18 protein-coding genes and 1 pseudogene are annotated in these 19939 nt (G+C 70.6%); 6 read left to right on the top strand and 13 right to left on the bottom strand.

Translation table 11 applies throughout. The features are described from left to right. The coding region (locus tag J7F03_RS37395) for a hypothetical protein (RefSeq protein WP_308380120.1) at nt 1-505 on the top strand (505 nt) is incomplete at its 5' end. Between the two features lie 123 nt (nt 506-628). Then, the gene (mscL, locus tag J7F03_RS37400; RefSeq protein WP_214957529.1) at nt 629-1129 is read left to right on the top strand and encodes a large conductance mechanosensitive channel protein MscL; all 501 of its coding nucleotides are present in this window, start codon (nt 629-631) and stop codon (nt 1127-1129) included. Nucleotides 1130-1142: 13 nt separating this feature from the next. On the opposite strand, the gene J7F03_RS37405 is transcribed toward mscL, so the two are convergent. The 11 genes and pseudogenes from J7F03_RS37405 to J7F03_RS37455 all read right to left on the bottom strand — a co-directional run. After that, entirely contained in the window at nt 1143-1382 is a 240-nt protein-coding gene (locus J7F03_RS37405; protein WP_214957531.1) for a hypothetical protein, read from the bottom strand. Between the two features lie 37 nt (nt 1383-1419). Continuing rightward, entirely contained in the window at nt 1420-2847 is a 1428-nt protein-coding gene (locus tag J7F03_RS37410; protein ID WP_251073075.1) for a NarK family nitrate/nitrite MFS transporter, read from the bottom strand. A 2-nt stretch (nt 2848-2849) separates the two neighbouring features. Then, nucleotides 2850-3218, bottom strand: a complete 369-nt coding sequence (locus J7F03_RS37415; RefSeq protein WP_214957533.1) for a DUF6755 family protein — start codon at nt 3216-3218, stop codon at nt 2850-2852. Then, nucleotides 3215-3886, bottom strand: coding sequence for a ubiquinol-cytochrome c reductase iron-sulfur subunit (locus J7F03_RS37420; protein ID WP_214957535.1), 672 nt, complete (start codon nt 3884-3886; stop codon nt 3215-3217). The genes J7F03_RS37415 and J7F03_RS37420 overlap by 4 nt, the downstream gene beginning before the upstream one ends. Next, nucleotides 3883-4482, bottom strand: a complete 600-nt coding sequence (locus J7F03_RS37425; RefSeq protein WP_214957538.1) for a 4Fe-4S dicluster domain-containing protein — start codon at nt 4480-4482, stop codon at nt 3883-3885. The genes J7F03_RS37420 and J7F03_RS37425 overlap by 4 nt, the downstream gene beginning before the upstream one ends. A 6-nt stretch (nt 4483-4488) precedes the next feature. Next, complete coding sequence (locus J7F03_RS37430) at nt 4489-6819, bottom strand: molybdopterin oxidoreductase family protein (protein WP_214957540.1); 2331 nt, start codon at nt 6817-6819, stop codon at nt 4489-4491. Next, nucleotides 6816-7910 (bottom strand): MFS transporter, encoded by a 1095-nt coding sequence (locus J7F03_RS37435; RefSeq protein WP_214957542.1) that lies wholly within the window; start codon nt 7908-7910, stop codon nt 6816-6818. The genes J7F03_RS37430 and J7F03_RS37435 overlap by 4 nt, the downstream gene beginning before the upstream one ends. Nucleotides 7911-8049: 139 nt before the next feature. Then, complete coding sequence (gene pflA / locus J7F03_RS37440; protein WP_214957544.1) at nt 8050-8877, bottom strand: pyruvate formate-lyase-activating protein; 828 nt, start codon at nt 8875-8877, stop codon at nt 8050-8052. A 110-nt stretch (nt 8878-8987) separates the two neighbouring features. Continuing rightward, nucleotides 8988-11258 (bottom strand): formate C-acetyltransferase, encoded by a 2271-nt coding sequence (gene pflB / locus J7F03_RS37445; RefSeq protein WP_214957546.1) that lies wholly within the window; start codon nt 11256-11258, stop codon nt 8988-8990. 213 nt (nt 11259-11471) lie between these two features. Beyond that, the gene (locus J7F03_RS37450; RefSeq protein ID WP_251073076.1) at nt 11472-12893 is read right to left on the bottom strand and encodes an MFS transporter; all 1422 of its coding nucleotides are present in this window, start codon (nt 12891-12893) and stop codon (nt 11472-11474) included. A 150-nt stretch (nt 12894-13043) separates the two neighbouring features. Next, nucleotides 13044-14423: pseudogene (locus tag J7F03_RS37455) on the bottom strand (nitrite reductase (NAD(P)H) small subunit); the annotation flags it as partial. Nucleotides 14424-14604: 181 nt separating this feature from the next. Here J7F03_RS37455 and J7F03_RS37460 point away from each other — a divergent pair. From J7F03_RS37460 to J7F03_RS37470, 3 genes are all read left to right on the top strand, one after another. After that, a complete protein-coding gene (locus J7F03_RS37460) occupies nt 14605-15324 on the top strand; it encodes a sirohydrochlorin chelatase (protein ID WP_214957551.1) in 720 nt (239 codons plus the stop codon). A 28-nt stretch (nt 15325-15352) separates the two neighbouring features. Further along, nucleotides 15353-16513, top strand: coding sequence for a low temperature requirement protein A (locus J7F03_RS37465; RefSeq protein WP_214957552.1), 1161 nt, complete (start codon nt 15353-15355; stop codon nt 16511-16513). Nucleotides 16514-16663: 150 nt separating this feature from the next. Then, complete coding sequence (locus tag J7F03_RS37470; RefSeq protein ID WP_214957554.1) at nt 16664-17920, top strand: cytochrome P450; 1257 nt, start codon at nt 16664-16666, stop codon at nt 17918-17920. A gap of 160 nt (nt 17921-18080) precedes the next feature. Here J7F03_RS37470 and J7F03_RS37475 read toward each other — a convergent pair whose 3' ends face one another. Together J7F03_RS37475 and J7F03_RS37480 are read right to left on the bottom strand one after the other, a co-directional pair. Next, nucleotides 18081-18575, bottom strand: a complete 495-nt coding sequence (locus J7F03_RS37475; RefSeq protein ID WP_214957557.1) for a DUF5949 family protein — start codon at nt 18573-18575, stop codon at nt 18081-18083. Nucleotides 18576-18632: 57 nt separating this feature from the next. Further along, complete coding sequence (locus J7F03_RS37480; RefSeq protein ID WP_214957559.1) at nt 18633-19250, bottom strand: DUF4352 domain-containing protein; 618 nt, start codon at nt 19248-19250, stop codon at nt 18633-18635. A gap of 271 nt (nt 19251-19521) precedes the next feature. On the opposite strand from J7F03_RS37480, the gene J7F03_RS37485 reads away from it, so the two are divergent. Beyond that, nucleotides 19522-19857, top strand: a complete 336-nt coding sequence (locus J7F03_RS37485; RefSeq protein WP_214957561.1) for a DUF6299 family protein — start codon at nt 19522-19524, stop codon at nt 19855-19857. Nucleotides 19858-19939: the final 82 nt, after the last annotated feature.

Here is a 19939-nt window from a genome sequence, read left to right on the forward strand (position 1 = left end):
CCGCTCCCCCTCCGCTACGTGTCCCCCCGCGCGCCCCGTTCCCCACTTTCCCCCGCTGCGCGTGGGGCGGGGCGGGGACCGCCTGCGCAGGGCCGTGCGGCGCCGGCGGCGCGGCGCCGCGGCCGGGCTGGCCGTCGCGGCGGCCGTACTGGCGGTGGGCGGGACCGAGGCACAGGCCTCGCGGGGCTCCGCGCCGCCCGAGACGCGGGACTCGCGGGGAGCGGCGCCCCCGGCGGCGGTGCGGCTGGTGTCGGCGCCGGTGCGCATTGCGGACGCGGCGACGGTGCGCCTGCTGCGGCCCGGCGACCGGGTGGACGTGGTCGCGGCGGAGCGCGGCGGGCCGCCCCGGGTGGTGGCGGCGGGGGCCCTGGTTGCCGAAGTGCCGGAGCCGGAGAAGGGTGTCGGGGACGGCGGGGCCCTGGTGGTCCTGTCCGTGCCCCGGGAAACCGCGCGGTCTCTCGTGGGGGCGGGCACGGTATCCCGACTGGCGGTGACGTTGTGTTGAATCGCAGAGACGCGCAGTCAAGTCACCGCGAGGTGGGGGGCGATTGGACACTCCTGGCCCGGACTGCCGTAGCTTTCGGAACCGTTGGCTCCATGTTCGGTAGATACGAAGAAAGGCTCGGTAGTGAGCAAGCAGAAGAAGGAGAGCGTTCTGGCGGGCTTCAAGGCCTTCCTGATGCGCGGCAACGTGGTCGACCTGGCGGTCGCCGTGGTGATCGGTGCCGCGTTCACGAACATCGTGAACTCCGTGGTGAAGGGCATCATCGGCCCGCTGGTCGGCGCCATCGGGACGAAGAACCTGGACGTCTACTCCTCGTGCCTGAAGGACCCTTGCGGCATCGACGCGAAGGGCGAGCCCACCGGCGTCAACATCATGTGGGGCTCGGTGTTGAACGCGACGCTCAGCTTCCTGATCACCGCCGCGGTCGTCTACTTCCTGATGGTCCTGCCGATGGCCAAGTACCTGGCCAAGATGGAGCAGCGCCGCAGGGCGAAGGAAGGCGTCCAGGAGACCATGGAGATCACCGAGCTGGTAGTCCTCAAGGAGATCCGCGACGAGCTGATCGCCCAGCGCGGCGCGGGAGGCAACGGCGTGAACTCCGGCGCCTCAGGGCCCCGGCTCTAGCCGGTCCCCCGGCTCAGACGTGGTGCGGCGGCTTCTCGTCGAGGAAGCGGGCCAGGTCGGCCGCGCTTCCGCCGGCGGGCGGCCGTTCGCCCCAGCCCCGGTCGGTGTCGTCCGAGGACTGCTGGTCCAGCGGGTCGTCGAAGACCAGCCGCGGCTTCGGCCTGGGCCGCGCGGCGGGCTTCGCGGCCTGCGGACCCCGCGGGTCCTGTGCGTCCTTCGGGTCCTGCGGATCGGTGGCGGGGGCGTCGCTCATGCCTCCAGGGTACGGCCGCCCCCGCCACCGGCCCCGATCAGCTGGGAGCCTCGGCGCCCTTGCGGGCGTAGAACCACCAGCACACCACCAGGCAGGTGGCGTAGAAGCCGATGAACATCCACAGCGCGTTGGTGACGGCCATGGCCGCGAACATCGCGGGGATGAAGAAGAAGCCGTAGGCCGCGATGGCCGAGGAGAAGCCGGTGACGGCTCCCGCCTCCATCTCCGACTGCTTCAGCGCCGCGGCCTGCGCCTCGGGACCCCTGCCCTCGGCCTCCTTCATGTGCTGGTCCCGGAAGATCACCGGAATCTGCCGGAAGGTCGAGCCGTTGCCCAGGCCGGAGAAGGCGAAGGCGACCAGGAAGCCGATGAAGAAGGCCCAGAAGCTGCCGCTGTCGCCGCTGTGGGGCAGCGCGAAGATCACCACGACCAGGGCGGCGGCCATGCCGACGAAGGACAGCATCGTGACCCTGGCCCCGCCGATCTTGTCGGAGAGCCAGCCGCCTCCCCAGCGCATGATCGCGCCGACGAAGGGGCCCATCCAGGCATAGGTGGTGGCCTGGTAGCCCTGCGCCTCGAAGTTGTTCTTGATCAGCAGCGGCAGGCCGGCGGCGAACCCGATGAAGGACCCGAAGGTGCCGACGTAGAGCCAGGTCATCAGCCAGTTGTGCTTGCGCTTGAAGATGATCTTCTGCTGACTGAAGGGGGCCGCGGCCACCTTGAGGTCGTTCATCAAGAACCACGCGAGCAGGGCCATGATGACCAGCAGCGGCACCCACAGGAAGGCGCCGTTCTGCAGCCAGATGTCGGTGTTCTCCTTCGCGTCGTGCTGCGGGCCGCCCGCCGGAGCGCCCAGCACGGCCGCCGTGACGACCAGCGGGGCGATCAGCTGGACCACGCTCACGCCGAGGTTGCCGAGGCCGCCGTTGAGGCCGTTGGCACTGCCCTTCTCCCGCTTCGGGAAGAAGAAGCCGATGTTGGCCATGGAGGAGGCGAAGTTCGCGCCGCCGATGCCGCAGACGGCCGCGATCAGCGCCAGCTCCCAGTACGGGGTGCCGGTGTCCTGGAGCGCGAAGCCCAGCCACAGCATCGGCGCGATCAGGATGATCGTGCTGAAAGCGGTGAACTTCCGCTCGCCGAAGATCGGCCCGATGAAGGTGTACAGGATCCGGAAGGTGCCGCCGGTGATCCCAGGGATGGCGGTCAGCCAGAACAGCTGCGACTTCGAGAAGCCGAAGCCGACGTCGTTGAGCTTGACCACGGTCACCGACCAGACCTGCCAGACCACGAAGCCGAGCATCAGGGCGGGGATCGAGACCCAGAGGTTGCGCTGGGCGACACGGCGGCCGGTGGCCTGCCAGAAACTCTCGTCCTCGGGCCGCCAGTCGGCGATGGTGGCGCCGGGCTTGTAGGTCTCCGCCCGGTGACTGCGGGGCACCGACGGAGTCGGCGTGGGTATCGACATGGTCATCGGTCCTTCGGGTCGAGGAGCCACAGTCCGATCACGGCGAGGAAGGAGAGGATCAGGAATCCCGCTCCCCACCAGGCCGTGCCGGTGTTTCCCTTCATCCACTCGTTGACGGTCACGGTGAGCGCCCAGAGCTGGCCGATCACGACCGTGAGCGCCAGGGCCAGCCGCGCGTTGAGCCTCGAGGAGCGCTCGGGCTCCTGCTCGGTGCCGGCTCCGGGACCCGGGCCCGTGTGCCGGATCCGGGGGTCCCCGTACCCGCTGGTGGAGCGGATCTGGGGGTACCGCTCGCGCACCGGGCGGTTGAGCCGGGGCTCGGCACTGCCCGGGTGGTACTCCGGGCGGGGGGGCAGCGGCGTCTCACTCACGTGGGCCTCCGTTCGGGGGCTGCGGGGCGGCCCGTACCGGGGCAGCCCACGCTGGCGGCCTCCTCCGGGTGGGTGTCGCTGAACTGCCGGCAGAGCGCTTCCTTGGCCGGCTCTCCCGACCGGGCGGTGGCGACGGCCCAGACGCTGCCGTCGGCCTGCTCGGTCAGGAAGATCCTGGGCAGCGGGCGCGGCGGGGGGCCGGCCGTCACCTCGCCGGTGCGGGCGTCGAAGACCCCCTCGTGGCAGGGGCAGTACAGCTCGCCGTCGGCCCCCCGGTCCTCGCGCCACAGGACACCGCAGGCCAGGTGGGTGCAGACGGCGGAGTAGCCCACGAGGGAGCCGTCCGCGAGCCGCACGGCCAGGGCCCGGTCGTCCTCGCCGGGGAAGCGGAAGGCGACGGACCGGCCGGGTACGAGCTCGTCGGCGACCTTCTTGGGCGCCGGCAGGGCCTCGCTGTCGCCGTGCCGGTGCAGGATGCCGGCGGCGACTCCGACACCGCCGATGGCCAGGCCGCCGGAGACGGTGGCGACGATCCGGAGGTAGTCGCGCCGGGTGGTGAGGGAGTCGGCGCTGATCCGGTCGCGCAGCTGCTCGACGGCGGCGTCGTCGGCCGCGCCGTCGTCCGGGCCCGGGCCCGGGTGCGGAGGAGGCTGTTCGGTGACGCTCATCGGACATCCACTCCGTTGATCTCGACGACGGGCAGGCCGCCCGGGACGGGCCACTGGACCTTGTCGGCGGGGACGACCATGGCCACGCCGGTCTGGACGACGACGTCGCCGAAGACGAAGGAGTCGGCGACCTGAACTCCGGGGCGCTCCGCCTGGAGCTCTTCGAGGGTTCCGTAGAAGAGGGCGCCGGTCGGGCAGACGGTCGCGCACATGGGGGCGAGGCCATAGGCGGTGCGGTCGTAGCAGAGGTTGCACTTCATCTGCAGCTTCGCCTGGAGGTCGATCTTCGGGACGCCGAAGGGGCAGGCGTTGACGCAGTTGGAACACCCGATGCAGCGGGTGGTGTCGGCCTGCTGGACCACTCCGTCGGCGGTCACCAGGATCGCGTCGGCGGGACAGACCTCGGCGCAGGGCGCGACCGGGTCCTCGCAGTGCATGCAGACGCTCGGCAGGGAGGCGACGGACATGCCGGGGTCGGTGTAGTCCAGGTGGATCATCGATTTGCCGCGGTGCGAGTCGCACTCGCGGCAGGCCGAGACACAGGCCTGGCAGCCGATGCAGCGACCCGGGTCGATGAAGATCGTGCGGCCCATCATGGCGGGTCAGCTCCTCTCCGACGTGCCACGGCCCTGCGGGGACGTGGGGGGCAGGGGGTCGGTGCGGGAGACCTGGGTCTCCGGATAGGCCTCGCGGCCCGGTGCGGTGGGCGGCGCCGGGACCTCGTCGACCCGCTCGGCGGCCTCGATCCGGGCCGCGCAGACCTTGTACTCGGGGATCTTCGAGCGGGGGTCGAGCGCGTCGATGGTCAGGGCGTTCGCAGCCGTCGGGACGGGCCAGTGGTACGGGATGAAGACGGTGTCCGGGCGGATGGCCTCGGTGACCAACGCCGGGAACACCTCGCTGCCCCGGCGGGTGACCACCCGCACCGGATCACCGTTGCGGAAGCCGTGCGAGGGGTGGACCTCCACCCAGGGCCGGGGGGTCTGCTCGACGAGCGCGCCCAGACGGCGGGTCTGGTTGCCGGAGAGGAAGTGCGCGACGGTGCGGCCGGTGGTGAGGGAGAGGGGGTACTCCTCGGAGTACGGGTCCATCGGCGCGTGCCACTCGACGACCTGCATGTGGACCTTCCCGTCGGGGTGGAAGGTCCGGCCGCCCTCGAACAGGCGGGGTGTGCCCGGGTGGTCGGTGGAGGGGCACGGCCACATGATGCCGCCGGTCTCCTCCAGGCGTTCGTAGGTGATGCCGTAGTAGTCGTTGACCGTGCCGGCGGAGGCGACGCGCAGTTCCTCGAACACCTCCCGGGAGCCGGCGAAGTCGAACTTGTCGCCGACGCCGAGGCGGCGGGCGAGCTCGCACATCACCCAGGTGTCGGTGCGGACCCCGGCGGGCGGCTCCTGCGCCTTGTTGTGCTTGACGACGCGGGCCTCCGTGTTGGCCATGACGCCCTCGTCCTCGGCCCAGACGGTGACGGGGAAGACCACGTGCGCGTTGTTCGCGGTCTCGGAGAGGAAGAAGTCGAACTGCGCGTGGAACTCTAGGGTGTCGTAGCCCTCTTTGACCGCCCCGTAGTTGGGGAGCGAGACGAAGGGGTTGTTGCAGATGCCGATCAGGCCGCGGATCTCACTGCGCTGCATCTGCCAGACCATCTCCATCATGGAGGTGCCGGCGGGCGGGAGTTCGGACTCCTCGATACCCCAGATCCGGCAGATCTGGCGGCGGTGCTCCTCGTTCATGATGGAGCGGCCACCGGGCAGGAGGTCGGCCTTCTGACCGTGCTCGCGGCCGCCCTGCCCGTTGCCCTGGCCGGTGATGGTGCCGTAGCCGGCGCCGGGCTTGCCGAGATTTCCGGTGGCCACGCACATGTTGATGATGGACAGGCAGTTCTCGACGCCCTGCGAGTGGTGCTCGACCCCGCGCGCGTGGAAGGCCATGGCCTTGTCCGCGCCGGCGAACATCCGGGCGACCTGGACGATCTGCGAGGCGGGGACGCCGCAGATCTCCGCGGACCGGGCGGGCGGATAGTCCTTGACGGTCTTCTTGACCTCGTCCCAGCCGGTGGTGTGGGCGGCGAGGTACGCCTCGTCGGTCAGGCCCTCGTCGACGATCACGTGGAGCACGGCGTTGAAGAAGGCGGAGTCGGTGCCCGGCTTGAGGGCGACGTGGACGTCGGCGGTGCGCGCGATGGCTGTCTCGCGCGGGTCGATCACGATCAGCGAGGCCCCCCGGTCCCGGGCGCCCCAGACGTACTGGGTCATCACGGGGAAGCACTCCCCCACGTTCGACCCGGCGATCAGCAGGCAGTCGGTGAGGAGGATGTCGGAGAAGGGGTTGGCGGCCCGGTCGATGCCGAAGGCGAGCTTGTTGGCGCCGGCGGCGCTGACCATGCACAGGCGGCCGTTGTAGTCGACGTGCCGGGTCTTGAGGGCGACCCGGCCGAACTTGCCCACCAGGTAGGTCTTCTCGGAGTAGAGGCTGGCCCCGCCGAGCAGCCCGAAGGCGTCGTTGCCGTGGGCATCCTGGATGCGGCGTACCTCGGCGACGGTGTGGTCGAGGGCCTCGTCCCAGGAGACCTCCTTGAACTCCTCGTCGCGCGAGCGCCGCATCAGCGGCGCGGTCAGCCGGTCGGGGTGGTTGACCTGCTGGTAGGCGTTGATGCCCTTGGGGCACAGCCGCATCCGGTTGATGTCGTGGTTGCGCGGCTCGACGCCGAAGACCTTGCCGCCCTTGTCGACGCGCAGGTACATCCCGCACTGCACGCCGCAGAAGCAGCAGTGGGTGGGGACGAGGGTCTCGCCGTTCTGGTCGGCGTGCCATTTGTCGGCGGGGATGCCGCCGGCGTCGCGGAAGTTGCGGGTGCCGGGCGGGGCGATGGAGGGGTCGATGGATACGGCTACGGGCCGCGACGCGGCCTTGGCGGGGTCCGTCGCGGTCACTTGAAGCCCTTCTTGACGTGGGTCAGGTAGGCGCTGCCTCGCAGGACGCGCTTGCAGCGCGGGCAGTACTCGGCCCAGGCGTCGAAGTCGAGCTTCAGGTCCTTCATCGTGCCGCGCAGGTTCTCCACGTAGGGGGCGGTGTCGATGGGTTCGGCGCAGCGCTTGCAGACGAAGATCTGGTCGTCCTGGCGGGCCGTGTACTTGAAGAGCTGCATGCCGACGGCGGCCGGGCGCTGGACGATGTGGAAGAACTTCCCGAACGGGATGTAGATGAGGGTGAACACCACCGACACCATGTGCAGGATCGCGAGGAACTCGTATCCGCCGCCGTGCAGGAAGATCGAGGAGAAGGTCAGCAGCAGACCGGTCACCGAGATCACGATCAGGCAGATCAGCGGCAGCAGATCGTAGGCGAAGCGCTGGCCGGTCATGGCCCCGCGGTCCTTCATCCGCCGCCACAGGAAGTACGAGGCGCCTGGGATGACGAGCACGGCGGCGATGTCCAGGCCGTGGAACATCAGCCAGCCCAGGATGTTGAGGGAGTCGAAGCCGAGGACCTTGATGCCCCAGATCCGCATCTCGTATCCGGGCCCGGTCGCACTGTCCCCGGTGAAGGTGAACCAGCCCCAGGTCAGCGGGAAGGTGATCGCCGCGGCGAGGATGCAGCCCCAGAAGATGAGCTGGTGGGCGATCCAGCGGGAGCGGGAGCGGGCGCCGAGGAACTTCTGGAAGCCGAGGTAGGTGGCGATCATCTTCGGCAGGGCGGTGGGTGCCTTGCGGAAGTTGTCGGCCGAGAAGAAGCTGCCGAAGCCCTTCTTGAAGAGGCGGCGCGCGCCGGGGGCCGAGACCCACACCGTGTAGCGGTAGGCCACGCCGAACGCCAGGAAGACGGTGGCGACGGCGTACGGCAGCAGGGCGGAGTCGAAGTCCCGCAGCAGCCGGCTGCCGAGCACGATCGCGATGATGAGGAGGAGCGAGACGACGGTGCCGGCCAGGGTGGCCCGTGCGGTGACGGACCGCCCGGCCGGCGGCGAGGTCTCGGGCGCCGGTGGAGGCGGCGCGGCGTCGATGACATCTGAGGGCTCGGACACAGCACCACGCTAGGTGGTCTGTACCGATTCGGCCCGTTACGCCTAGTTCATCGGTGCGCCGTACGGGTGACGGCCCGAGCGGCCCCGAGCGGCCCCGAGCGGCCCCGACGGCTCAACCGGCGCCGGCAGCCCCGGCGGCTCAGACCGCGTTCAGCCCCTGCGCGGCGAACACCGCCTTCGCCTCCTCGACCTGCGCGGCGGTCGGCGACGGCGTGTCGTGGAGGGTGAACTTCATGTCGAGCGCCTCCCACTTGCTCTCACCCAGCTTGTGGAAGGGCAGTACGTCGACCCGCGAGACGTTGCCGAGGGTTCCCGCGAAGGCGGCGACGCCCTCGACGTTCTCCCTGGCGTCGGTCAGCCCGGGCACCAGCACGAAGCGCAGGTGCACCTCCTTGCCGAGGCCGGCGAGGCGGCGGGCGAAGTCCAGGGTCGGCTGGAGCGGGCGGCCGGTCACCTTCTTGTACGTATCGCGGTCCCAGGACTTGATGTCCAGCAGCACCAGGTCCACATCGCGCAGCAGCGCGTCGGTGGCGCGGGCCCCGAGGAAGCCGGAGGTGTCCAGGGCGGTGTGCAGCCCGAGGTCGTTCTTCATCCGGTGCAGCAGCTCGCCCGCGAAGACGGGCTGGAGCAGCGGCTCGCCTCCGGAGATGGTGGCCCCGCCCCCGGAGGCGGAGATGAACTTGGTGTACTTGCGGGCCTCGGCGATGACGTCGTCCGCCGAGGTGCGCTTGCCGTTGCGCATCCGCATGGTGTCGGGGTTGTGGCAGTAGAGGCAGGTCAGCGGGCAGCCGGACAGGAAGGTGACGAACCGGGTCCCGGGGCCGTCGACCCCGGTGGACAGGTCCCAGGAATGCACCGTGCCCTCGCTCGGCCGCTGGGTCGCGGCGGCGGCGGGCGTCCGGCCGGCGCTGACGCTGATCGCGTTGGCGTGGCCGACGGGAAGGCTCGTACCGAAGAGGACGGTCATGGCGGGCGCTCCAGCTTCCGGATTCCGCGGGCTGATCTGGTGACGCGCGGTCCCGGGGCCGGGTGAGGGCCGGCCCCGGGCCGCGCGGTTCGTGGGTCTCTCCGAAGGGGTCAGAGAGAGCCGTGGAAGGTGCGGTTCAGCACGTCGAGCTGTTGGGCGCGCGTGAGGCGGACGAAGTTCACCGCGTAACCGCTGACGCGGATGGTCAGCTGCGGGTACTTCTCCGGGTGCTCCATGGCGTCCATGAGCGTGTCGCGGTTGAGCACGTTCACGTTCATGTGGAAGCCGTCGACCGCCATGTAGCCGTCGAGGACGCCCGCCAGGTTCTTGATCCGCTCCTCGGAGGTGCGGCCCAGGCCGTCGGGGGTGACGGTGTTGGTCAGCGAGATGCCGTCCTCGGCGTCCTCGTACGGGAGCTTCGCGACCGACAGCGCCGAGGTGACGTAGCCGTGGGTGTCGCGGCCGTTCATCGGGTTGGCGCCCGGGGAGAACGGCTCGCCGGCGCGGCGGCCGTCCGGCGTGTTGCCGGTCTTCTTGCCGTAGACGACGTTGGAGGTGATGGTCAGCACCGACTGGGTGTGCTCGGCGTCGCGGTAGGTCGGGTGCTTGCGCACCTTCCTCATGAACTCCTCGACGAGCCAGACGGCGATCGAGTCGACCCGGTCGTCGTTGTTGCCGAAGGCCGGGTAGTCGCCCTCGATGGTGTAGTCGGTGACGAGGCCGGTCTCGTCGCGCACGGCGGTGACCTTGGCGTACTTGATGGCGGACAGCGAGTCGGCTGCGACCGAGAGGCCGGCGATGCCGCAGGCCATGGTGCGGCGCACGTCGCGGTCGTGGAGCGCCATCTCGATGCGCTCGTAGGCGTACTTGTCGTGCATGTAGTGGATGACGTTCAGGGCGTGGACGTAGGTGTCGGCGAGCCACTCCATCTGCTCGTCGAACTTGGCCATGACCTCGTCGTAGTCGAGCACCTCGGAGGTGATCGCACCGGTGGACGGGCCGACCTGGGCGCCGGACTTCTCATCACGGCCGCCGTTGATCCCGTAGAGCAGGGTCTTGGCGACGTTCACCCGGGCGCCGAAGTACTGCATCTGCTTGCCGACCGGCATCGCCGAGACGCAGCAGGCGATGGCGGTGTCGTCGCCGAAGCGCGGGCGCATCAGCTCGTCCGACTCGTACTGCACGGAGGAGGTGTCGATCGAGACCCGGGCACAGAACTCCTTGAAGCCCTGCGGCAGCTGCGGCGACCAGAAGACCGTCATGTTCGGCTCGGGGGCGGGGCCGAGGTTGTAGAGGGTGTGGAGGTAGCGGAAGGAGGTCTTGGTGACCAGCGGACGGCCGTCCTCGCCCATGCCCGCGATCGACTCGGTGACCCAGGTGGGGTCGCCCGAGAAGAGCTCGTCGTACTCCGGGGTGCGCAGGAAGCGGACGATGCGGAGCTTGATGATGAAGTCGTCGACCAGCTCCTGAGCCTGCTCCTCGGTGAGGAGGCCGGCCTCGATGTCGCGCTGGAGGTAGACGTCGATGAAGGTGGAGGTGCGGCCGAGCGACATGGCCGCGCCGTTCTGCTCCTTCACGGCGGCCAGGTACGCGAAGTACAGCCACTGGATGGCCTCCCGCCCAGTCTCGGCCGGGCCGGAGATGTCGTGCCCGTAGGAGGCGGCCATCGCCTTGAGCTCGGCGAGGGCGCGGATCTGCTCGGAGAGCTCCTCGCGCAGGCGGATCGTCTCCTCCAGTGAACGCCTTCCCGCGGGCAGGGAGTTGATCTCCTCCTTCTCCTCCTTCTTGAAGGCGATGAGGCGGTCGACGCCGTAGAGAGCCACGCGGCGGTAGTCGCCGATGATGCGGCCGCGGCCGTACGCGTCGGGCAGGCCGGTCACGATGCCGGCCTTGCGGGCGGCGCGGATGTCGGGGGTGTAGGCGTCGAAGACACCGGCGTTGTGGGTCTTGCGGTACTCCGTGAAGACCTTCTCCAGGTCGTCGGAGACCGGGTAGCCGTAGGTCTCCAGGGCGCCGGCGACCATGCGCCAGCCGCCGTAGGGCATGATCGCGCGCTTGAGCGGGGCGTCCGTCTGGAGGCCGACGATCAGGTCCTTGTCGCGGTCGATGTAACCGGGGGCGTGGGCGGTGATCGACGACGGGATGTCGTACGCGACGTCGTAGACACCCTTCTCGCGCTCCTCGGGGAACTTGTCCGTGATCGCCTTCCACACGGCCGTGGTGCGCTCGGTGGGACCGGCGAGGAAGGCGTCGTCACCCTCGTACGGCGTGTAGTTCTGCTGGATGAAGTCGCGGACGTCGATGGCATCACGCCACAGACCGCCCTTGAAGCCCTTCCGGGCCTCGCCGTTCTTCGTGGTTTCCGCAGGGGTGGCAGTCATCGCCCGCACCTTCCGAGTCGCCTCATTGCTTGTATCCATTGCACGCCTTTTGATCGATCATTTGGCGCCGCGTTGGTCCTGAGCTGGGGCCCGAAAGTCCCATGGCCGCCGGCCCCAAGGGTCACCCACCCCCACTGACTTGGTATTTCGAGCAGGTCAGAGGTCCATCGTGCGCTTGTGAAGACATTCACAAGATTCGCCCGGAGCTACCGGCTAGCTGGGCGCCTCGGCGCCGGGGCGGGCGTAGAACCACCAGGCCACGACGACGCAGCTGGCGTAGAAGGCGACGAAGCCCCACATCGCGCTGGTCACGGCGAAGTTGGCGAACATCGCCGGGATGAAGAAGAAGCCGTAGGCGGCGATGGCCGCGGTGAAGCCGGTCACCGCGCCCGACTCGATCTCGGCCTGCTTGAGCGCCTTCGCGTACTGCGGGGTGCCCTCCGTCAGGCCCGTGAGGTGCCGGCCGCGGAAGATGACCGGGATCTGGCGGAAGGTCGAGCCGTTGCCGATGCCCGAGAAGAAGAACGCCGACAGGAAGCAGAAGAAGAAGCCGTAGAAGGAGCCGGTGTCGGAGCCGGCCGGCAGGAAGGTGATCACGCCGATGATCGACGCGCCCATGCCCACGAAGGACAGGATCGTCACCCGCGCACCGCCGAACTTGTCGGCGATCCAGCCGCCGGCCCAGCGGGCCAGCGCGCCGAGCGCCGGGCCCATCCAGGCGTAGGTGGCCACGGAGTACGCCGGAAAGGTGGTCTTGATCAGCAGCGGCAGCGCCGCGGCGAAGCCGATGAAGGAGCCGAAGGTGCCGACGTAGAGCCAGGTCATCACCCAGTTGTGCTTGCGCTTGAAGATGACCTTCTGCTGGCTGAAGGGGGTGGAGGCGACCTTCAGGTCGTTCTGGCCGAACCAGGCGACGGCCGCGAGCACGATCAGGACCGGGACCCAGACGAAGGCGGCGTTCTGGAGGTAGATCTCCGAGCCGTTCGCCTTCTGCCGGCCCGCGCCGATCGCCAGGACCGAGGAGGTGATCAGGATCGGCGTGAGGAGCTGGACCACCGAGACGCCCAGGTTGCCCAGGCCGCCGTTGATGCCGGTCGCGGAGCCCTTCTCCTGCTTCGGGTAGAAGAAGCCGATGTTGGCCAGCGAGGAGGAGAAGTTCGCGCCGCCGATGCCACAGAGCGCGGCGATGGCGATCATCGTGCCGTAGGGGGTGTCCGGGTTCTGCACCGCGAAGCCCAGCCACAGCAGCGGCACGATCAGCACGACGGTGGAGATCGCCGTGAAGCGGCGCTGGCCGATCATCGGGCCGATGAAGGTGTAGAGGATGCGGGCTGTGCCGCCCGTGATGCCGGGGACGGCCGTCAGCCAGAACAGCTGCGACTGGGAGAAGTCGAAACCGACGTCCTTGAGGTTGGTCGCCGTGATGCTCCAGACCTGCCAGACCACGAAGGCCACCAGCAGGGCCGGCACCGCGATCCACAGGTTGCGGGTGGCGACCTTCTTGCCGGTGGACTGCCAGAAGGACGGGTCCTCCGGCGTCCACTCCGTGATCGTGCGGCCCGGGCGGTATTGCGCCGGATCGGGCGCCTGTACGCGCCCGCTTGGCGGGCGCACGTCCTGCTTGGCGGAACTCATGGCGTGTCCTGAACGTTGGGATCTTCTGCTGATGCTCCTGACCTCTTCAGGTTCCGCTTCCGTCGCCCCGCAGGTCAGAGGCCAACGCACTGTGGGCGACGGGACAAGGTCCCGTCGCCCACAGTGCGTTGGAAATGCGCCCGGAGGGCCCTACGGCCGGAGCTCCACCAGCGGCAGGGACACCTCGGGGTCGTCCAGGCAGACGCCGGTGCGCAGGTCGAACTCCTGCTTGTGCATCGGCGAGGCCACGACGGGCACCCCGGCGCGCGAGCCCATGATGCCGTTGGCGATGACGTCGGCGCCCGAGAAGGGATCCCGGTTGCCGACGGCGTAGACCTCGCCCGCGCGGTCCTTGAAGACCGCGGCCCGCGTGCCGTCCGCGAGCACCGCCGTACGCCCGCGGCCCGGCTCCAGCGCGTCCGCCGCCGCCCGCGACGCCGTCCCGAGGTCCACGGTGCCGAAGTCCACGGTCCCGAAGTCCACGGTCCCGAAGCGTTCCAGCGCCACCGGGTCCTCCAGGACCGCGGCCCACTCGTCCTCGTAGGCGCTCACGTGGCGTTCCATCTGCGCCTCCAGCTCCGCGCAGATGCCGAGCGAGTCCTCGATCAGGACCTCCCTGAGGTGCTCCGGCCCGGCCGTGCTCCCGCCGAGCCGCTCCATCCAGGCCGACGTGCGCTCCAGGCGCTCACCGGTGCGGATGTAGTACATGAGGAACCGGTCGGTCAGCGCGAAGAGTTCGGCCGTGCTCAGGTCCGAGGCCAGCAGGTCGGCGTGGCGCGGGGTCGCGCCGCCGTTGCCGCTGACGTACAGAGTCCAGCCGTTGGCGGTGGCGATGACGCCGATGTCCTTGCCCCGCGCCTCCGCGCACTCGCGCAGGCACCCGGAGACCCCACCCTTGAACTTGTGCGGGGTGCGCAGACCCCGGTAGCGCAGCTCCAGGTCCATGGCGAGCTGGATCGAGTCGCCCTGGCCGAAGCGGCAGAAGCGGGCGCCCACACAGGACTTCACCGCGCGCAGGGACTTCCCGTACGCCTGCCCGGACTCGAATCCGGCGCCGCCGAGCCGCCGCCAGATGTCGGGCAGCTGTTCCTTGCGGACGCCGAAGAGCCCGATCCGCTGCGCACCGGTGATCTTCGTGTAGAGGCCGTAGTCCCGGGCCGCCTCGCCGAGCGCGATGACCTGCTCGGCCGTGATCTCGCCGCCCGCGACGCGCGGGACGACCGAATAGGTGCCGTCCTTCTGGAGGTTGGCGAGGAAGAGGTCGTTGGAGTCCTGCAGGGCCGCCTGCTCGCCGGCCAGGATGTGCCCGATGCCGAGGTCGGGGGCGAGGGTGCCGAGCACGTTCGCGACGACGGGCCTGCAGACGGCGCAGCCCTCGCCGCCCTCGCCGTAAGCCTCCAGCAGCTCGCTGAAGCCGCGGATGCGCTCGGTGCGGATCTTCTCGTAGATCTCCGCCCGGGTCAGGGCGAAGTGCTCGCACAGCCCGCGCGGCTTCTCGATGCCCGCCGCGGCCAGTTCGGCGTCGAGCACCGCGGCACGAAGGGGTTTCAACTGCTGGCCCTCGAAGTCGGGTCCCCCTGGGGACGGGGACGGCGACCTCTTCGCCACAGGACCTCCGACCTGCGGCGCAGGCCCTTGCCGGGGTCCGCGCGGCCACCGCCGCGCCTAGCGTGGGAGGGGGCACCCGGGTGGGATCAGGGAGGCAGGCCACATGCTCGTACTCGCCGTCCACGGAAGCGCCGCACCGGCCGCCGCCGCGACCACCGACCGCCTGACCGCCGCGATCGAGGCCCTCAGCGGGGTGCACGCGCTCGTCGGCCACCTCGACGTGCAGCGCCCCTCGCTGGCCGAGGCCGTACGGGAACACCCTCGTTCGGTGGTCGTCCCGCTGCTCCTGGGCGACGGCTACCACCGCCGCGTCGACATCCCCGCCGTCCTGGAGGGCACCGGCTGCGTGCTCACCGAAGGCCTCAGCGGCGAGCGCGACGTCGCGCTCGCCCTGCTCGGCCGCCTGCGCGAGGCCGAGCGCAGCCGCGGCCCCCACACCCGGGCCGACGCGGTGATCGTGGCCGGCGCGGGCTCCTCCCGCCCCGGCGGGAACGCCGGCACCCGGGCCTGCGCCTCCCAGCTGGCCGCCCTGCTGGAGTACGACGGCCCCGACCCCGTCCCGGTGGTCCCCGCCTACCTCACCTCGGCCGGTCCGACCGTCCCCGAGGCGCTGGCCTCCCTCCGGGCCGCCGGGTACCGCCGGATCGCGGTGGCCGCGCACCTGCTGGCCCCGGGACGCTTCACGCACGCCCTGAACGGTTCGGCCGCCTGGACGGTCTCGGAGCCGCTGGCCGACCATCCGCTCCTGGCCCGGCTCGTCCTTCGGCGGTACGAGTCCGCCCGGGGCACACGGGCACTGAGGGCCGCGCGCCTCGCCTGTTGAAGCCCGTAGGACTGCTGTCCTGGACGGCATGGCTCTGGCTTACGTACCCATGTCCGCCCGCAGCCGGGACGAGGGCCACCGCGCCGCGACCCCGCTGGAGCTCTTCTTCGACCTCTGCTTCGTCGTCGCGGTGGCGCAGGCCGGGGCGCGCCTCGTGCACGCGCTCGCCGAGGGCCATCCCCTCACGGGTGTGATCGGCTACTTCTTCGTCTTCTTCGGCGTGTGGTGGGCGTGGATGAACTTCACGTGGTTCGCCTCCGCCTACGACGTCGACGACGTGCCGTACCGGATCGCCACGCTCATCCAGATCTCCGGCGTACTCGTCTACGCGGCGGGCGTGAGCCAGGCCTTCGACGAGAACGACTGGACGGTGGCCGTCATCGGCTACCTGATCATGCGCGTGGCGCTCACCGCCCAGTGGCTGCGGGCGGCCGCCGGCGAGAGCGGTGAGGCCCGCGCAGCGGCGCTGAAGTACGCGGTGGGACTGGTCCTGTGCCAGGCCGGCTGGGTGGCGCTGCTGTTCGCGCCGGACGGCTCCAAGCGCTGGCTGTTCCTGCTCGTGGCCATGGCGGAACTGCTGGTCCCGGTGCTGGCCGAGCGCGGGCACCAGACGCCGTGGCACGCCCACCACATCGTGGAGCGGTACGGCCTGTTCACGATCATCGTGCTGGGCGAGACGATCGCGGCTAGCACGGTGGCCGTGAAGTCGGCGATCGACGAGCACGAGGCCCTGGGCGAGCTGCTGCCCATCGCCGCCGGCGGGCTGCTGATCGTCTTCGCCGCGTGGTGGATCTACTTCGCGGCGCCGATGCACGAGCGGCTGACCTCCAACCGGGAGGCGATCCCCTGGGGTTACGGGCACCTGCTGATCTTCGCCTCGGGGGCGGCGATCGGCGCGGGCATCGAGGTCTCGGTCGAGCACGCGGTCGGCAAGGCACACATCTCACAGGTCGCCGCGAACGCCGCCGTCACCGTCCCGGCCGCGCTCTTCCTGCTGATGGTCTGGCTGCTGCACTCCCGCCACTTCAAGCGGGGTCTCGCCCAGCAGCTGACCCTGCCGGTCTCCGCCCTCGCGGTGCTCGCCTGCACCTGGGCGGGCCCGTACGCCGTCCTGTACGCGGGCCTGCTCGCGGCGGCGACCGTCGCGGTCGGCATCACCCTGTCGGTACGCGGCCGCCCCGCCGAATGACCCGGCCCGCCGCACATTCCGACCCCGCCGGCGTTTGAGGCGCGGGGTCCGGGGCGGAGCCCCGGCAACGGCGCCGCGCCGAACCGTCACTCCCGCGCCGCCCCCACCGTTCTCCAACACAGGACGACGCGTCGCAACTGGAGGCAGGCCATGACACTCCCGGCACAACGGCACGGCACGGGCGCCGACCCCGGCAAGGAACTCGCCGACCCGGCCTTCTGGCAAGCGCCCCCCGCCCACCGCCTGGCCGCGTTCGCCCGCCTGCGGGCCCTCGACTCCCCCGTGTTCGTCCCCGAAGGGACCGGGCACTGGGCCCTCGTACGGCACGCGGACGTGCAGGAGGCGAGCCGGCTCCCCAAGGTGTTCGCCAGCGCGCCCGGGGTGACCACGCCCGAGCCGGCCGGGTGGGTGCGGGCGCTGTTCGGGGACTCGATGGTCAACCTGGACGGGGCGGACCACGCCCAGCTGCGCAAGATCGTGCAGCGGGCCTTCACGCCCCGCCTGCTGGCGGCGGCGGAGGCGGACATCCACGCGGTGGCGGCCCGCATCGTGGACGACGTACTGGCGGAGCGGCCGGACGAGTTCGTCTCGGCGGTTGCCTCCCGGCTGCCCCTGGAGGTCATCTGCAACATGATGGGGATCCCGGAGCGCTACCGCGCCGAGATCGCCGACCGCGTCAACCACGCCTCCGAGAACATCGGCGTGGAGCGGCGCCTGACGGCCCGGCTGCGGATGCCCGGGCGCGGACTGCGGGCCCTGGCCCGGATGCAGCGGATGGTGGCGGGCATCGGACGGGAGCGGCGCAAGAACCCCACCGACGACCTGATCTCGGCGCTGGTCTGCGCGAACGTGGACGGCCAGGCGCTCGGAGCCAGACAACTCGGCGCCTTCTTCTCCCTGTTGATGGTGGCGGGGGTGGAGACGACCCGCAACGCCATCACGCACGGCCTGACCCTGCTCACCGACAACCCCGACCAACGCGACCTGCTGCTCGGGGACTTCGAGGCGCACGCGGACGGGGCGGTCGACGAGATGATCCGCCACTCCACGCCGATCATCCAGTTCCGCCGGACGGTCGTCGCCGAACACACCTTGGGCGGGCACCTGTTCACCCCCGGCGACAAGGTGGTGCTGTACTACGCCTCCGCCAACCGCGACGAGGCGCTCTTCCCCGACCCGGACGCCTTCGACATCACCCGCTCCCCCAATCCCCACCTAGGGTTCGGCGGCGGCGGACCGCACTTCTGCCTGGGCGCGCACCTGGCCCGGGTGGAGATGAAGGCGCTCTTCCGCGAGCTGCTGACCCGCCCGGTCGGCCTGCGCGCGGTCGGCCTGCCCGATCTCGCGGGGTCCAGCTTCGACAACCGGGTCCGCTCGCTGCGCTTCGCCTTCGAACGGCCCGCGTAGCCCGCCCGCAGGACGGCGCCGCGGAACGGCTCGCAGGCGCGGTCTTCCGGCACGGTCCCGAAAGACCGCGCCGGAAGGCGGACCGGCCACCGGGCAGGCTGGGAGCCCGGCGGCCGGCGCGGGGCCCCCTGTACGCGGACGGGGGGCGCGGACGCGGGCGCTACTTCTGCAGGCGCCGCACCGCGAGGACGGCGTGGGCGCTGCCGGTGAGCACCGACTCGTCGCCCGCGAACGCCTGCAGCGTCTCCGGCGCGACGGGCAGGCCGGGGGCCGCCTCGGGCCAGGCGCGCGTGGCGAAGAGGAAGTACGCCTGGCCGCTGTCGTCCGCCGCCTTGACCCACTCCGGCGGGGCGATGCACTTCGCGTTCATGCCCGGCAGGGTCAGCGCGATCTGGTTGCCCTCCAGGAGGATCTGCACCGGGAAGGCGGCCGGGTTGCGAACGCCGTCCATCACCACGTCGCCGATGGGCAGCCCGATCTCCTCCAGCAGCCCGCGGGCCGCCGCCTCGCTCGCCGCCGGTCCGTCGGGGCCGTCCCCGAGGATGTAGGCGAGGAGGTAGGGAATGTCGTGCGCCTCTTCGGGGTCGCCGATCCACGCGAGCACCGAAAGGGTACCGAGCTTGGAGCGGTCGATTTCGGCTTGGGTAGAAGTCATGCGCCGCACCTTAGTGGTCCGACCCCCGGCTCCTTGACGGCGTTTCACCCAGCTGGGCTAGACCGCCCAGAATCCACCTCCGGAATTCGCCTGCATGTTCGCGTCCTGGTACTGGAGCCGCACGATGCGGGTGTTTTCCGGAATTTCGAACACCACCCATCCTTCGGCCCGCTCACCGACCGCGAGCGAATCGAAGACGAGCGGTTTGCCGGTCGTGAGCTCACCGGTGGGCACCACCGCGTGGCGCTGCCCCGCGCCGTCGAGCGCCCACATGCGCCCGAGGGCCCCGTACGAGGCCCCGCCGACGTTGACGAACGACATCGAGGCGGCCACCCAGCGCTTGCCGGCCGCCGGGGCGAAGTTCTTCTCCACGGAGACCGCGGGGTCGACGTAGGCATTGAGGACCACCTGGAGGTGGCGGCCGAACTCCCGGCCCTTGACCCGTACGGAGTCACCCACATGGGCATCCTTCGACGCCGTCCGCCCCACCCCCTCCCGCTCCGGCCCTGGATCGTCCCCAGCGCCCGGCGCGCCGTCGTCCACCGGTACGGCGGGCACCGCGGCGGGGGCGAGCGCGGCCCCCTCAGGGGCGCCGGAACAGGCCGTGGCACCGAACAGCAGGAGCGGGAGGACGACGGCGGCGGCGAGTGCGGAAGCGGGTGCGGAGCGACGCATGCGGGATCCCTTCGGGGATCTTCGGGGACGTATTCCGGCCAGTCTCACGCGCCCGAGCGGGCAATTGCACACACCGACACGAGCGCACGGAACGCATTGCCCCCCATATGCCAGCACAATGCGTTCCGGCGGTTCCCGCCAACCGGATCCATCTGGAGGAAGAATGCGCACGCCCGCCCGCCGAATGGCACTGGCAATCCTCTCCGCACTGGCCGCCACCGCGGTATTCACCGTCCCGGCCGGGGCCACCGTTTTCGACCAAGGCATTTCCGTGAATGAAGACGCTCACATCGCCGAGGACGGCGCCGTCACCCTCTCCGGCACCTACCACTGCGAGCAGGCGTCACCCATGGGGGCGATGCAGATCAAGGCGACCGTCGTACAGGACGGCACCCACCTCAGCATCGGCGCGGAGGAGGTCGTCTGCGACGGCACGGAGCGCCGGTGGGTGGCCCACGCGCCGGGCTTCCTCGCGGGCGTGCACCCGGGCCGCGCGACGGTCACCGGGGAGCTCCAGGAGATTCACCTCTCGGGGAACCTGATGCCGCGGTCGGTGGACACCGTCGCCCAGGACACGCAGGACGTCGAGGTCCACGGGGAGCGCTGAGCGACAACGGTCCCGTGTCACGCGCCCGCCCGTCCGGTAGCCGCCGCTACCGGGACCGGGCGCTCGGGGCCGGCCACCGCCC

The sequence above is a fragment of the Streptomyces sp. ISL-43 genome, assembly GCF_018614195.1.
In the GTDB taxonomy this organism is placed as follows: domain Bacteria; phylum Actinomycetota; class Actinomycetes; order Streptomycetales; family Streptomycetaceae; genus Streptomyces.

What these genes read in the sequence shown, in the direction of transcription:
- J7F03_RS37425 (WP_214957538.1), bottom strand. Translation starts at nt 4,482, where the DNA reads ATGATGGGCCGCACGATCTTCATCGACCCGGGTCGCTGCATCGGCTGC.
- J7F03_RS37475 (WP_214957557.1), bottom strand. Translation starts at nt 18,575, where the DNA reads ATGACTTCTACCCAAGCCGAAATCGACCGCTCCAAGCTCGGTACCCTT.
- J7F03_RS37460 (WP_214957551.1), top strand. Translation starts at nt 14,605, where the DNA reads ATGCTCGTACTCGCCGTCCACGGAAGCGCCGCACCGGCCGCCGCCGCG.
- J7F03_RS37410 (WP_251073075.1), bottom strand. Translation starts at nt 2,847, where the DNA reads ATGTCGATACCCACGCCGACTCCGTCGGTGCCCCGCAGTCACCGGGCG.
- J7F03_RS37470 (WP_214957554.1), top strand. Translation starts at nt 16,664, where the DNA reads ATGACACTCCCGGCACAACGGCACGGCACGGGCGCCGACCCCGGCAAG.
- J7F03_RS37405 (WP_214957531.1), bottom strand. Translation starts at nt 1,382, where the DNA reads ATGAGCGACGCCCCCGCCACCGATCCGCAGGACCCGAAGGACGCACAG.
- pflB (WP_214957546.1), bottom strand. Translation starts at nt 11,258, where the DNA reads ATGACTGCCACCCCTGCGGAAACCACGAAGAACGGCGAGGCCCGGAAG.
- J7F03_RS37420 (WP_214957535.1), bottom strand. Translation starts at nt 3,886, where the DNA reads ATGAGCGTCACCGAACAGCCTCCTCCGCACCCGGGCCCGGGCCCGGAC.
- pflA (WP_214957544.1), bottom strand. Translation starts at nt 8,877, where the DNA reads ATGACCGTCCTCTTCGGTACGAGCCTTCCCGTCGGCCACGCCAACGCG.
- J7F03_RS37450 (WP_251073076.1), bottom strand. Translation starts at nt 12,893, where the DNA reads ATGAGTTCCGCCAAGCAGGACGTGCGCCCGCCAAGCGGGCGCGTACAG.
- J7F03_RS37480 (WP_214957559.1), bottom strand. Translation starts at nt 19,250, where the DNA reads ATGCGTCGCTCCGCACCCGCTTCCGCACTCGCCGCCGCCGTCGTCCTC.
- J7F03_RS37465 (WP_214957552.1), top strand. Translation starts at nt 15,353, where the DNA reads ATGGCTCTGGCTTACGTACCCATGTCCGCCCGCAGCCGGGACGAGGGC.